This window comes from Candidatus Cloacimonas sp. (assembly GCA_039680785.1).
GTDB lineage: Bacteria > Cloacimonadota > Cloacimonadia > Cloacimonadales > Cloacimonadaceae > Cloacimonas.
Window position 1 is genome coordinate 18431 of the sequence record JBDKSF010000014.1, and the last position, 15289, is coordinate 33719.

Consider the following 15289-nt stretch of genomic DNA (forward strand, 5'->3'; position numbering starts at 1 on the left):
CTCCATTTTATAAATTCCAATTTAAGAGATCTGATGGATAAACATCCTTTTTACCAGGGCATTCCACTCCCTTTGGAAAGTATGAACGATAATGATTTCAATAGTTTTATCATTGCTTGTTCTGATTATTTTTTCCCTAATACTATAAGTGATACATCATTTCCAGATACGCATGATAATGGTTTTGATCTTAGACGAAGAGTTTCTGGAACTGATAACCAATATATTTGCATACAATCGAAAAAGATGCAAGCAATAGTCGACTACTCAACCATTTCTAAAGAACTGTGCAAGGTCGCATTAGCTTCAAAGTATTATAATTTAATCATTAAAGAGTATTATCTCTTTAGTGTTAAAGGTGCCAATAGTAAGTGGTGTTCTGATAACGAAGTCAAAAGAAAAGAAGAGCTAATTAATTACACGAAAGATCATTTAAAGAAGGAAAAGCTCTTCATTGATATTCGCAAGAAACTTCAAAGTATTGGCGTTTATGATAACGAATTGTTCGAAGTTGTTCAGAAATTCATTAACACCTTGGATAACATTGTGATATGCAAGCAGGATGATATCGAAAGAATGATAAAAAAAGGTGATAATAAGGACTTCGATAACATCATCTCTAACTTCTTCATCGTTAATAAAATGTCAAGCGAAGTAAATCCGAGGCCTGATTATGATGAGGATAAATACTTTGATCATGCTACGAACGTGATTTCAGGTATTCTTAAGCAAACTATTGAATTAGAGCTATATAAAGACATTAATAATGATTTGATGCATTCAAACCCTATGTACGATCAAAATAATGTCAGCGAGTCGGCAGTAATATCATATCAGGAGTTTCTGAATAATCTCCAAACTGGTACTGTATTTGTAATCACTGCAAAAGGAGGTTATGGTAAAACTATTTCGACAGCGTACATTTTCAACAAAGCCATTGAGCTACATAGGAATGATACAAAACGACCTATTCCTGTTTTGATTGAATGCAAATCGTACTTCGGGAAGGTATGTGATCTAATTAACCGCAGATTAGGACTATCTCACGGATCATTCTATCAAATCGGAGCCAGTTTTCTTCTCATATTTGACGCAATTGACGAGCTTCCACAGAGTGAGGTGAAGAATTTTTTTGCTGAATTATCAATATTGATAGACAGTTATCCCATATCATTAATTATTACTCAGAGAAACAACACCCTTAACTCAGATTTCATAATGGGTAAGTCTGTATGTTCCTATGGCATAATGCAGTTATCCATTAGACAGATGTATGAAATCTGTATACTTCAAAAGATGAATTATGAAGAATCAAAAGAGATGATCTTTAAGTACATAGAGACCTATAAAGATACAGAAATTCTCTATTCACCGTTTATTTTCGTAAAAACTATTGAATTCTACAGGGCGAATATGTCACTTCCAAAAAGCGCTTTGTCTCTCCTCGAATTCTACATCTCAACCAGATTTAATAGGAACAAATATAGAATTAGTTATGTCTCAAACTCTTATTCCACTAATGACATTGCAGAAACATTCATAACTATAGCCAAACATATGCTGCTATCAGGTGATTCTTCAATTGACCTCACTGAAGTACAGCAAATTTGCAAAAAAATAAGTTCAGATTTGTCTAGAGAGGAATTCATGGCGTTTCTGACAAATTTTGAAATCATGGATGTAGTAGATGGTATCTGTTCTTTCCAACATCAGATTCTTGCATACTATTTTGGATCATTCCAAATTAAACCCGATCAGTTGATTTCACTTTTCGATGATGGTAAAGATATAGAGATGCTTATAATCTTATCATTATCAAGATTTACTCTTGAAGAGGCTATATATGTGATTCAGCATTTATGCCAAACTGATCTAATCCTAGCCTCCAAATGTGCATTGATAATTGGTGATGATGCAGTTAATACACTGTTACCAACAGTTGAAGCAAAGTATAAGAGCAACAGACTATTTGATATTTGGGAAGCAACTACATCATATGGAATTCTGAAATCTCCTTCATCATGTAAAATGTTACTCGATGACTTTAATAGTGAAGAGAAGGTATCCTTTAAGAAAAGTAATATTAAACGAGCACTATTGATGATGGGGGAGGAATCACAAAGCTTAGAAGTTCTGAACGAAACTGAACAAAATTATGCAATACCGCTCGACATAACAATAACTCCGAACCCATGGAATTATATCCCGATAAATGTTCGCTACCGATTAGCACAAGAAAGAATCGAAAGTGCAATATGTGATAATTTTACGAGCTTTAACGAGTTTAAAAATGGCTTCTGCTTTTCTATGCAGTTCATTTATTATACCATTCCAACAGATGATATAGTGCAGTTCTGTAAATCAGTAATCAATGCTACTCCAATCCTGAAATCCTTGCGAACATTCTATATCGCTTTCTTCATCGTATTAAGAGATGACAACCCAAATGATATACCGTATTTAAAAGATATGCTTAACAGAAGTCTTAAATTTGCAGAGCATTTGGAAATCCTTATCGAGAGTTATAAGCTCGGATACATTTTATTTGATGACGCTGATGTTTTGAATATCATTGAAATCTACAATCAAATGTCCTGTGAAGAACAAATACCATCCAGTTCAAGTAATACTCTTGATACTAAGCAAATTCGTGAAGAAAGCAGAAAGCACAGAAATCTGGATACCATCAGTAAGATTGAGAGTTTTCTTGACCTCATAGACCTAAGTGAGGGTCATCTAACAACCATTTTTTCATATTTTGACAAAAATCTAGTATTAAAGAAGAGGAGTTTCATTTGGTTGTTGTTGGGCAAGTATAAGTACCAAAGCATGCACTTGTTGATTCCATCAGTTATCGAGAATCACGACATTGATACTTGCGCATTAGCGACTTTATATTTGAAAGAATCTGAGGCATCGGAATTGTTTCTGGATGAGTACAAACAGCTCCTTTCTGAAGAACCAGATAGGTTTTTCTCGTATGATTTACGTCTGTTACTTAAGCACCTTGAGCATAATGGTAGAGTTGATGATGTTCTCTCATTTATCACACCAAGATTATATGCTGGGTTTCATCTTGGCGATATTGTGACTGATTATCACGACCTGCGAGATCCCCATACTCAGATGATTAATCGAGAAGTAGGATTACTTACCTATTTGGAGATGTATCTAAGTAATTGCCTCAATATTGATAATGACATCTTGAGGGCTTTTATCAAGGATTATGAACTTCTTGTCTTTAGTGAGGATAGAAACATGGTTGGAAAAGTGTTACCGAAACTCGGACTAAAGGAGTTAACGCTGGCAATAGAAAACAAAGAGATTGCAATGGTACCACATCTCATTAAAGCGGTTGTTCAAACATACGGAGAAAAAACAAATGTCGCAATAATTGGAGAAGAGATATTCAAAACCCAACGGCTTTCAGGTTGGGAAAAAGTATTAGATCTTATATGGAATGACTCAACGATTCTATCTGCAATAGATAGGCTTATTTATGAGTCATCTTTGCCTTTAGATACAAGCGAGATATCGCAGTTACAAGATTTAAACGGTCTTGTTACTAAACAACAAGCTGAAAGTATAATAGGTCCTTTACTAAATTCAAACCGAGATATCAATGACATTGCAAGAAGAACCCTTGAGCTTTGGTATGATGTTGGTATAAGAAAGAAAAGCTAACTCCCCCTAAATATGGCTAGTAAAGGGTATAAGTACCCCCCCCTACCAGAGATAATAAATGGCACTAACCAAAAACAGGTAAAAGAAAAAATAGAAAAATGGGAGTTATTGAAACAGGTAGAGAGAATGCAACCGTTATGAATACCTATATGGAAAACAAAGAACTTATTGGTAGTCAAGATGTTAAGACCTATTGTACGCAGATGGTTCAAGATGCTCTAAAATATGAAATCTAACCCTGCGATCGACATTATCAGACAACGGTTAAAACAGTGCGTAAATGGGTAAAGCGATACCAACAATATAAGGAGGATGGTTTGAATGATCTTTCCCGTAAAAAAACACACTGCCTAATCAAGATTGATAAAGAAATAGAACTGCAGATTATTGAATGTCTCAAAGCTCACCCAAGTTGAAATGATAGAAGAATCAAAGAATTACTGGAACTCAACTTCTCGTATGTCTCTATCCATAGAGTAATTAAAGATGCTGGCCTGGTTTTACCTAAAAGAAAAAAATATAAGAAACATAAAGATATGCAAGAAGTACGAAAACAAAAGAAAGTATTTAGCCGGTTCCCAATAGATATAAAATATCTGACCGATATTCCTGAATACGAAATCTGGAGATGGGAACATTATTTCCCTAAATATCTTATCTCTGCCAGGGACTATAAAACAGGTGCTATTTATCTTGCTTATACCCATGAAAAATCTTCTACGGCTACAGCCCTGTTTGTCGATTATCTACTTTCTTTTCTTCAATACTATGGCATAGATCCCCAATCTATTGTTATCCAAACTGATAATGGAAAAGAATTCACTAATCCTACTGACCGAAAAGTAACTCTATTTGAAAAAATAGTTAAAGAAAAATATCAAGCAACTCATTTTCTTATTCCCTACCGCAGACCTACTTGGAATAGTGATGTAGAATTCTTTCATAACCTTATTGAAGAAGAATTCTTTCTTTCCGAAAAACCAAATAGTGAAATTGATCTCTTGGCTAAAACCTTCGCTTACCAAGTCAAGTTCAATTCCTTTAGAAATAATAGAGGTAGAAATAATCAAAATCCTGAACAAATCTTCCAATCAGAATTGAATACTAAGAAACCTCTTCCTGTCATTCCTCCAATTTTGGTTGACAAATATATACAGCTGATTGGAAAGGATAATAAGGGGGAATATTTTTTATCTTTACCACCAACTCCCCTATGAGAAAAAACTTGACGGAAATTAACAAAATGAAAATAGTGACATCATTTGTTTTTTATAACATAAATTGGGAGTAAGGAGTAATATTAGATGCATTTAAAGAACCTGAGAAATAATGAGTTGGAATTTACACCAACATTTGGGACTCAATTAAATATAACCAGCAACATGCCATAGTTCTTAAAGCATATTATGAAACATCTAAGTATAAAGGAAAGAGTAAAAGCTAATGAACATCACCGACGATCATCAAAAGGGACATGGGTTAGAAACATATATTAGAGTCGCGGCGGAAATGTTGTTCGACCTAGGTAGCGAGTGTGAAAACACGAAACCTGAAAATGGCAATAAAATGATTTTCCCCCTTCAGAAACAACCCAAAAAAGATAAGGTTAAAAGAGTTAGCGAACAGGAGTTACGTCAGTGTTTTATTGAAGTAGTAAAGGGTTCCGAGTATGTGTATTCAATTGAAACTCCCACAATGTACAAATACAGAAAGACTGGGAGTAAAGAAATATCTGGAAATCTAGACTTATGCTTGTATTCCATTGAAAATAGTGAGATCGTACGAGAAGTATGTATCGAATTCAAAGCGCATAATATGGAACCATCGTACTATTTCGATCTATACAAAACTACAAGAGAGTCAGGAAATAATCTTTACTACCATTTATTGAAGAGTATGAATAACGGCACTTTGACAGCATCAACTAAAAAAAGGAAAGGGCTTCTCGTAAAACTACAGCAAGACCTAAGGAGTTTGGATATAAACAATATTCACTCTGAGAGTTTGACGATCGCTGTTGTATGCTTGTCGCCTCGCTTGGTGATATATCAAAGTATCTCCAAGGATAACCTACAAAAACGAAATTATAGCTTGATGGATTTTATTTACCGTGTAGAAAGAAAGCAGCTGGAAATCAGAGATAATAATAGCTGGTCTGTTTTGATTAAGTAGAATAACAATAGAGAGCACGATTAGAAAATACAAAAGCCCATAATTCATGATGTTCCCTTTGCAAATTCCCGAATAAGGGGTGAGATGGTTTTTGTTGAATTGTGTCTAACAAATCCCTGTTATAATATGCCAGATTGGAGTCATGATTTGACAAATAGCTATCGATTTTGACTGGTTTTGATTTCAGATGATTTGACAATTGGTGATAAAAACGGAGGGCATTTCTGCTGTTTTGTAAAGCAGGTGTCACGGTTTGACATTTCAGGCGTAACTTTATAAATGATAAGATATTATGATGCAAGTAGATAGAATTCAATATGGTAAAGGTGAAAATTGGTTCTTAGGAATGGCTTAAGCAGAACAAAAAAAAACACATTTTTTGCTTGACAGGTTGTCAACTGCATTTACAGGTGCACTGTAAACAAAATCGCCAATAGGTGGGAAAAATGGCAGAGGATATAACTCAGAAACTGGATGCATATATAACCAAGAAGATAGCTCTATCCAGAGTGATGGGCTTTTTGAGAGATAGTTCCAAGAGTCATTTAATAGAGATAACCGGCAAATCTGGTACAGGTAAAAGTCACTTTGTTCAGCCCTTGATGGATAGCGTTTCCGATGTTTATGAGCGGCGGATTAGATTTTCTCCGCATCCTTTGGTGTTGAATCATTTCACGGAGCTTATTCAAATCATCACTGATGTGACTGAAGAAGACCTTTATGGTTACTACAAAGAATTTAGGGATAATATCGGTTCAGTCAATAAATATGATTTTTTCTATTATTTGACGGAACGCTTGCAAGGGATGGAATTATATCAGCCATTGTTGTTATTAGTGGATGATTGTGATGTTTTGGACGGTTATACGCGTGATTATTTACAATATTTGGTTCAATATCTTCCGGACTTGGGAATTCAAATTGTAGTATTTACGCAGGCGCGGTTATTTCCTTTTTCGGAGCTGGAAAATATTCCCGCTTTGGGAGTGGAAGATTGCCAACAGCTATTGCAAATGACTTTTCCCGACACTGATTTTAATAATGGCAGCGAAAGTGAGATATTTCAAAAAATAACTTCCGGAAACCTCATGATAATAGAAAAAGTCATCAGAGAGATGCAAGCCCAGAAACCGAAGGGAAAGTTTAATTTGAGCCCCTATCTGGAAAAGACCTTTGATGCAAAGCAGATATATTACGAAATGTTGGAAGCCCTTACTTCGTCCCAAAAAGAAATTCTGGCTGGAATGTATGTTTTGGATGGTTTCGCCGCGGAAGAACTGTTGAAAGCGCTGGGCAAACCCAAAAATTTCAAAGCGGATTTAGCGTTTTTAACTGAAAAAGGTTTGATTTCCGATCCCGCAAAAGGTTGTTCAATTCAGAAGAAAAAAGCATTTTCCGAATGGTTGCAGAGCAGTTTGGAGGTAATAAACAACAATTTATTATCTCGTTTGATGGAATATCTGCAAGCAAAAAATGAATATCCTCAGCTGATCGTTTCGCTCCAAATGCTCAGTAAGAAATATAATGCGGCGCTTTTTAATAAAGTGATATCGGATTTCTCACTTATTAATGATGCCGAGAGTGTGCTGAAGCTGGAAGAATATGTGTTATTACATACAAAAAATCCAGCAGGCAAATTAGCGAGCACCCAAAAAATCGCAGAGGCATATTCGGCTTTAAATAAGAAAGATCAAGCGATTGATCATTTTCGGCAGGCATTGCATATTTGTACGGAAAATAATCTGCCGGCAGAACAGATCGTTTATAAGCTGGCAAGTGATCTTTATGCCGTGAATTCTTCCGCTTTTGCTTTGGAAATAATAAAACAATATTCTCCCGCCACCATAGATCCATATTGGAAAATTAAGATTCTGTTGCTAAAAGCCGATATCCAAACTGAAAACGAAACATTCAATGATGCGTTCACTACCTTAGATAATGTAAGCCACTCTTTCAATAGTATTTCGGATCAAAAACTAAGACACTGCGTTCAAGCAGAAGCAAAGAAAATACGCGGTAAAATTCATTATTACATCAATGAATGGGAGCAAGCGGAAGAGGTATTTAACGCAGCGGAAACACTTTATTCTCTGGCAAAAGATCATAGCGGTTTGGCAGCCATCTATAACAACTTGGGTGTGTTATATATGTTTCAGGGTTTTTGGGAAAAGAGCGAGGCCTATTTTCTGAAAAGTTTGGCGTTGGAAAAACAGTATTACAACTTGAATGGGATCTCGGTTTGCTATAATAATTTAGGTGGTTTGATGGATGATAAAGGCGATCCGGCAAAATCGTTATATTATCTGGAAGAAGCACTAAAAATCCAAAGGTTGCTTGCCGAGCCCTATAATATAACCAATATTTACAATAACATCGGGGTAACCCTGATGGATCATAATGAGTATGATAGAGCGGAAGAAGCGCTGAAAAAGTCACTGGAAATAGCCAATGAATTCGTTTTTAACCGAAATACCATCGCTTCGATGAATAACTTAGGAGCTTTATATTTTAAAAAAGGCGATTGGGTGGAATCCATATCCTACTATGAAAAGGCAATAAAATTATCTCAAGAAAGCGATTTTAACGAAGGTCTGTTACGCAGCTTCAATAACTTAGGCGAGGTCTATGAAAAACAGGATGAATTGAATTTGGCTTATGACCTCTACATAAAAGGGTTGGAATTACTTCCTTCCGTTTCCGATGATTATATTAAAGCCGATTTATACGGAAACCTGGGTAGCGTTTTCACCAAGCTGCATAAATTTAAAGAGGCATATCGCTATTTGGTGGAAAGCTTGGATTTTTTCAAGTCCATTGCGGCGCGGGATAAAATTATCGAAGGTTATCTGAAACAGGCATATTACTTCATTTTAACGCGAAATATTGAAAGTGCGGATTATTACATCGCGGAAGCCCAAAAGCTTGCAACCGAACAGAATTTGCCCTTTGAAATTGGAAGAGCTTATTATCTGCGCGCTTTGCTGGAAAGAAAAAACCCAGAAGCTGCCAAGGATCATTTGAATAATGCGATCCGAAATTTTGTGGAAGTAGGCAGCAACTATGAACTCTCTTTGGCAAATTATGAACTCGCGGGTGTGCTTTTAGATATGCAGGAATGGGAGCAAGCGCTGCAAATTTTGAAAAATAACCAGAAAATAATAGAAAAATACGGCTCCATTAAGTTATTGGAACAGAACGATATCCTAATGCAAAAAATCTCGCGTGAGTATTCATCGCAAATGGAAGAGGCAAAATTTGAAGAGAATTTGCTGAATCAATTTTACGAGATAACCCAGAAACTGAATACCATAACTGATCTGGATGTTCTGATTGAACAGTCCCTTGCCAGTTTAACGGAAATGTCCAGCGCCGACGGCGGAATTTTATTGTTGCATGCCAATCCCAGTTTACCGGATGCCTGGGAATATAAGATCTATAACAATTTTTCGCCGGAAGAGAAATACTATGAGCAATTCCTGAATATTTGCACAGACATTTATCAGAGTGGAAAGCTGGAAAACATTAAACAACCGCATTTTGCTCCTATGTATAATAATATTCTGGTGTTGCCATTGTCCATCAGAAAAAATACCTTGGGAGTTGTTCTGCTCTTTTGTAAAAGCGGTTCCAAATATTTCTCGGAACGCATAATCAATTTACTCTCCGCTCTTGCCAATCAAATTATTGTAATTATAGACAACATTCGCAGCGCCAATCTGGAAAAAAGCCATGCCATAATTCGTGAACAGCTGTCTTCCAATAATCTCTACGCTGATATAATAGGCAAAAGCCCGGAAATGTTGAAAATATTTGAGATCATTGAAAAGGTAAAAGATACACCTACCACTGTCCTTTTGGAAGGCCCCAGCGGAACAGGTAAAGAATTGATAGCCCGTGCTTTACATTATAGTAGCAACCGCAGAACGAAAGCATTTGTAGCTCAATATTGCGGTGCTTTACCTGAAACCCTTTTGGAAAGTGAACTTTTTGGTCATGTGAAGGGTTCTTTCACGGGTGCCGCTTATGATAAGAAAGGCCTTTTTGAAATTGCGGATGGAGGAACTTTCTTTCTTGATGAAATTGCCGACATCAGCCAATCAACCCAAGCCAAATTGCTGCGTTTTTTACAGGAAGGCGAAATTAAAAGAGTCGGCGCCACTAAAACCGAAAAAGTTAATGTGCGTGTTGTTTGTGCTACCAATGTTCCTTTGATGGAAAGAGTTAAACGAGGCGATTTTCGTTTAGATCTATATTACCGGTTGAATGTGATTCGCATTGATGTTCCACCTTTAAAAAACCGAGCTGGAGACATTCCTCTTTTGGCAATTCACTTTTTAGATAAATATAATAAACGGATGAACAAAAATGTTCCCGGCTTCTCTGCAGAAGCAATGAAGATTTTGGAACAATTCGATTGGCCTGGAAATGTGCGTCAGCTGGAAAATGAAATTGAACGCGCCGTAACTCTTGCCGAGCCCAATACATTCATCAAACCAAGCGATTTTAGCGAAGAAGTGTATCGGCATACGGAATATTCCAATACGATCGCTATGCTTTCAGGAAAGAAAAATTTGAAAGATGCAATTGAAGAACTGGAGCGTAAACTGATCTCCCAATCCCTGGAAAAATATCAATGGAATCAGACCCAGGCAGCCAAAGAACTTGGCCTATCCCGTCAGGGTTTGATAAAAAAGATGCAAAGATATAACCTCTATCGAGAAGAGAACTAAAGAACAGGAAGATGTGTGAATAGCGAAGCCAGGAAAGCAATTAAACCCGAAGTATCCAATATGGAGTTTTTTTCTGATAAGCCCGAATTTGTGGCTATCGATATCGAAACCACAGGGCTCAGTTTCAGTAAAGACGAAATTATTCAGGTTGCGGCCATCCGTTTTAGTGGAAACGAAGTAGTTGATAAATTTGTCAGCTTTGTAAAACCCAGAGGTAAAGTTCCTAAGTTTATTGAACATTTAACTCATATTTCTGCGGATGATCTTAAATTGGCTCCTCCGGTTAAAAAAGTGCTGGTGGATTTCAGTAACTTTGTTGGAAACAGCATTCTGGTAGGGCATAATATAAGTTTTGATCTCTCTTTCATCAATGATTTTTTAATAAACGGCAATGACTTTCCTTTAAATAACCTGTACCTGGATACAATGGAAATTGGGCGAATTTATCTGCCTTTTACTACAGATCACAAATTGCCTACGCTCGCTGCATTTTTTGATATTGAACTCGATAATGCACATCGAGCTGATGCGGATGCCATTGCTACTGGGCTTCTTTTTAATGCTCTGAACGATTACATTTTAACACACTATAATTATATGATCAATGCACGCTTAATGGATTTAAGTATGCAAGCGCAATTGACCAGTTGTTTAAATGGGTATTTAAAATGGATTGTTAAACAACTGCGCACAACGGCACTTTCAGGCATAAAACCCGTTCCAGTGATAAACGAACTGAATAATGTGATTGAGCATAGTGGTTCCGGTTCTTTAAACAACATACAAGATGTCTTTGCTGAAAATGGTATTTTTGCCACCGAATTTCCTAATTATGAATATCGTTCAGGACAGCTGTCAATGGCAAAACAAGTAGCCGAGGCATTTGCTAAAAAAGAATTTTTAGTAGTGGAAGCGGGAACGGGAGTAGGCAAGTCATTTGCCTATTTGGTTCCGGCAATTGAATTTAGCAACCGCAATAAAGCCAAAGTAGTTGTTTCCACCAATACCAAGAACCTGCAAGAGCAGCTTTTCTTCAAGGATTTGCCTCAATTGCGCAAAATTTTACCCTTGCCATTTAAAGCCGTTTTGGTTAAAGGCAGAGAAAATTATATTTGTGAAAGACGCTGGCAGGATATTTTGGAAGAACAAACAAGAGGAATGTCTTCTTACGATGCGCATGGTTTATTAAATCTGCTTGTTTGGAAAGAACACACTCACACGGGAGACATATCCGAAAATTCCTCTTTTGACAAGAACCATTATAGTGTTCTGTGGCATAAGATTTGTTCCGATCGTTATCTTTGTGGGGGTAGAAAGTGCCCTAATTTTCACGGTTGTTATGTAATGAAATTGCGCAAAGATATTGATAACGCATCTATCGTCGTTGCCAATCATTCTTTGTTGCTTGCCGATGCGCAAATGGAAAATTCCACTTTAGGCGAATATGAGTATCTGGTAATTGATGAAGCGCATAATTTAGTTTCCGCTGCTTCCAAAAACTTGGGTTTCACTTTAAGTTATGCTGATTTTAACAGCTTGTTCAATCAGCTATCTCATTCTGCCAAAAAATACTCCGGAGGTTTTTTACCTCAACTTCATCAGGCAGTTCAGAAAAGTATATTGACCGATGCCACTAAAACCCATATCCAATCTCTTTGTTCCAAGCTGACAAATGAACTTGATGGACAGCGTCAGCTAATTACCACTATCTTTACTATGGCTGCCGATCTTGGTAACAGCAGAGAAGCAAACTACCATAAATTACGCATAAAAGACACTGCTACTTATCCTGATATTTATAATCTGCTGAAAGCGTTATCTTTGGCTCTTAAAAATATTCTCAACGATTTAGTTGCCTTAAATAATGTGCTAACTACTCTGAAAAGTGAGCAGTTACTCAATCTGGACATCATCAAGGATAACTTAAGCGGTTATCTGCAAAGATTTTCCGAAACGGAAGATTTATTACTAAATTTATTAAATCCCGATTTAGAAAACTATGCTTTATGGATTGAAAACGAGCTCCATCCTGAACGCAATTATCCTGCCAGCACTTTTTGTTATGCACCGGTAGAAGTATCTGGTTTATTAAATCGTTTGCTGTATAAGAACATACCTTGTATTGTTTTTACTTCTGCCACTTTATCCATCCGAGGTTCTTTCAAATTCTTTCTCAATCAAGCGGGTTTAAATTTGGTTACGGAAAAGAAAGTAGTGGAAAGCATTGTGGATTCGCCATTTGATTATGACAAGCAGTCGTTATTGTTAATTAGCAGTTTTCTGCCTGAACATAAAGATAAGTTTTTCCAAAGCCAAGCATTGGGTTGTTTGGAACAAATATTCACTACAACCAATGTGGGGACGATGGCTCTTTTTACTTCATATAAGGATTTGGATACTGTTTACGATTATCTCAGCGATACACTTTATCATAGCAATCGTCCTTTTTTTGCTCAAGGCAAAGGTAGCAGCCGAAATTCCATTTTGGATGATTTTAAGAAAAGCAAAAATGCCGTGCTCCTTGGAACTTCTTCTTTTTGGGAAGGAGTGGATATTCAAGGTGATTCACTATCCTTGTTGATATTATACAAAATTCCTTTTCAAGTCCCTTCAGAACCATTGGTGGAAGCTCTTATCGATAAATTAGAACGCGAGAATAAGGATTCCTTTATGCACCTAATGTTACCCAATGCCTTATTGCGTTTAAGACAAGGTTTTGGACGGCTAATCAGAAGTAAATCTGACCGTGGAATTGTCTTGATAATGGATTCCCGCGTTTCCAAAAAAAGTTACGGACAATATTTCAAGCAGATTCTTCCAGGCCGTTGCATAGAACTGCAAAATGAACAACATCTGATCTCCGAAATCGGCAAATTTTTCAGTAATTTAGCAGGACATTTATGAGTTTTAGCGCATTCTTGCTTTTACGCCAGGAATTGCCTCATCTATTTGAGGAAGGAATTATTCAGAGTGAAGTTCCTTTAAAAGAACACTGCACCTTCCAAATTGGCGGTCCCGCTGAAATTTTTTGCCTACCTGATAACACAAAACAATTGGTTGAATTGCTACAATTTTGTCTTACGCATTCTATCCCTTATTTTATTTTAGGAAAGGGCTCTAATTTACTTATCTCCGATAAAGGGCTAAAAGGAATGGTAATCAGCACGGAGCATTTTACTAAAATAACCAAGGATGAAGAATACATTTCTGCATTTTGTGGAGTTACTCTAAAAGATTTGGCTAATTTCGCTTGTGAAAATGGTTTAAGCGGTTTGGAATTTGCCTCAGGAATTCCGGGTTCCGTAGGAGGGGCTGTTTTTATGAATGCGGGTGCCTATAATTACGAAATTAAGGATATCCTCTATGCCAGCAATTGTATAATGCCTGTATTGGATAAAATTATTGCTGGTAAATCTCGTATCCATTTGAGAGCTGCAGACCACAATTTTTCCTATCGCCATAGTGCATTGCAAGATTTAGGATTAATTCATCTTTCTTCCGTGTTTCATCTAAAAAAAGAAAATCCTGCATTAATTAGGCAGCAGATGAATGAATTAGAACAAAAAAGATGGCAGAAACAGCCAATGGAATTGCCCAGTGCGGGAAGTGTTTTTAAGCGTCCGCAAGGTTTTTATACCGGGAAATTAATTGAAGAATGTGGTTTAAAAGGTTTCAGAATCGGAGATGCGGCTGTTTCTGAAAAACACTGTGGCTTTATTGTCAATCTTGGTTCCGCTACAGCCAAAGATGTTTTGCAGCTTATTCAACATATCCAAAACACTGTTTTTCTACGCTATGGCGTTAAATTGCAGACCGAAATTCGCATTTTGGGCGAGATATGAAAAGCCGAAATATCCTGCTTCCTTTGCTGTTTTTGATCATCTTGGTCGCATTTTGGCAGTTTATCAGTGCCAAAGGAATCATTGCTTTCTGGGTTATCCCTTCTCCTTTACAAGTATTAAAGGTGTTTGTAGATTATCCTGATTTGATTTGGCATCATTTAAAACCAACCTTGCTGGAAGCGGTCAGCGGACTTTTAATCAGCATTGTTTTGGGCTCTTTCACGGCTATTGCAATGAACTTATCCAAAGTAATAAAGCAAATATTCTATCCGTATCTGGTTATTTCACAAACAGTTCCCATCATAGCGGTAGCGCCTCTGTTGATAATTTGGTTTGGCTATGGAATCAGCGCCAAAATTTTTGCCGTAGTGCTAATGTGTTTTTTCCCCATTGCTTTAGGACTTTATGACGGCTTCAGAAGTGTATCCATAGATCAAATACGGCTTTTAACTTCTATGGGGGCAACGCCTTATAAGATATTTACACTTTTAAAGATTCCCGCTGCTCTGCCTAATTTTTTTACAGGACTAAAACTGGCTGCCACTTACAGCATTATGGGAGCCGTAATTGGTGAGTGGTTAGGGGGAACTTCTGGCTTGGGAATTTATATGACCAGAGCTACAAAATCCTATCAAACAGCCCAGGTCTTTGCCGTGATTTTAGTGATTGTTGCCTTGAGTTTGGCATTATTTGGCATAGTAGCTTTGCTGGATAGAATTTTGCTTAAGTGGAAATATCACACGATAGATGAATATCTGGAGCCGGCAAGATAGATATAATAGCCACCGATGACACCGAAAACACCGAAAAAGGATAAAAGCACGGAGCTATAAAAAAGAGGAGTATGTTTTTGAGAGGGGA

General features: G+C 36.9%; 8 protein-coding genes and 1 pseudogene. All 9 read left to right on the plus strand.

Annotation, left to right across the window (positions count from 1 at the left end; translation table 11 throughout):
* Positions 1-33: 33 nt before the first annotated feature.
* The gene (locus ABFC98_00615; protein ID MEN6444529.1) at positions 34-3684 is read left to right on the plus strand and encodes a hypothetical protein; all 3651 of its coding nucleotides are present in this window, start codon (positions 34-36) and stop codon (positions 3682-3684) included.
* 98 nt (positions 3685-3782) lie between these two features.
* Complete coding sequence (locus ABFC98_00620; protein MEN6444530.1) at positions 3783-3920, plus strand: hypothetical protein; 138 nt, start codon at positions 3783-3785, stop codon at positions 3918-3920.
* Positions 3921-3941: 21 nt separating this feature from the next.
* Positions 3942-4100, plus strand: a pseudogene (locus tag ABFC98_00625) (helix-turn-helix domain-containing protein).
* Between the two features lie 120 nt (positions 4101-4220).
* Complete coding sequence (locus tag ABFC98_00630; GenBank protein MEN6444531.1) at positions 4221-4901, plus strand: hypothetical protein; 681 nt, start codon at positions 4221-4223, stop codon at positions 4899-4901.
* 226 nt (positions 4902-5127) lie between these two features.
* Complete coding sequence (locus ABFC98_00635; protein ID MEN6444532.1) at positions 5128-5856, plus strand: hypothetical protein; 729 nt, start codon at positions 5128-5130, stop codon at positions 5854-5856.
* 446 nt (positions 5857-6302) lie between these two features.
* A complete protein-coding gene (locus ABFC98_00640) occupies positions 6303-10586 on the plus strand; it encodes a sigma 54-interacting transcriptional regulator (protein ID MEN6444533.1) in 4284 nt (1427 codons plus the stop codon).
* 15 nt (positions 10587-10601) lie between these two features.
* Positions 10602-13490 carry a helicase C-terminal domain-containing protein gene (locus tag ABFC98_00645; GenBank protein MEN6444534.1) on the plus strand — a complete coding sequence of 963 codons (2889 nt, stop codon included), beginning with the start codon at positions 10602-10604 and terminating at the stop codon, positions 13488-13490.
* Complete coding sequence (murB, locus tag ABFC98_00650) at positions 13487-14428, plus strand: UDP-N-acetylmuramate dehydrogenase (GenBank protein ID MEN6444535.1); 942 nt, start codon at positions 13487-13489, stop codon at positions 14426-14428. The genes ABFC98_00645 and murB overlap by 4 nt, the downstream gene beginning before the upstream one ends.
* Entirely contained in the window at positions 14425-15201 is a 777-nt protein-coding gene (locus ABFC98_00655; protein ID MEN6444536.1) for an ABC transporter permease, read from the plus strand. Before murB ends, ABFC98_00655 begins: the two co-directional genes overlap by 4 nt.
* The last annotated feature ends 88 nt before the right edge of the window (positions 15202-15289 follow it).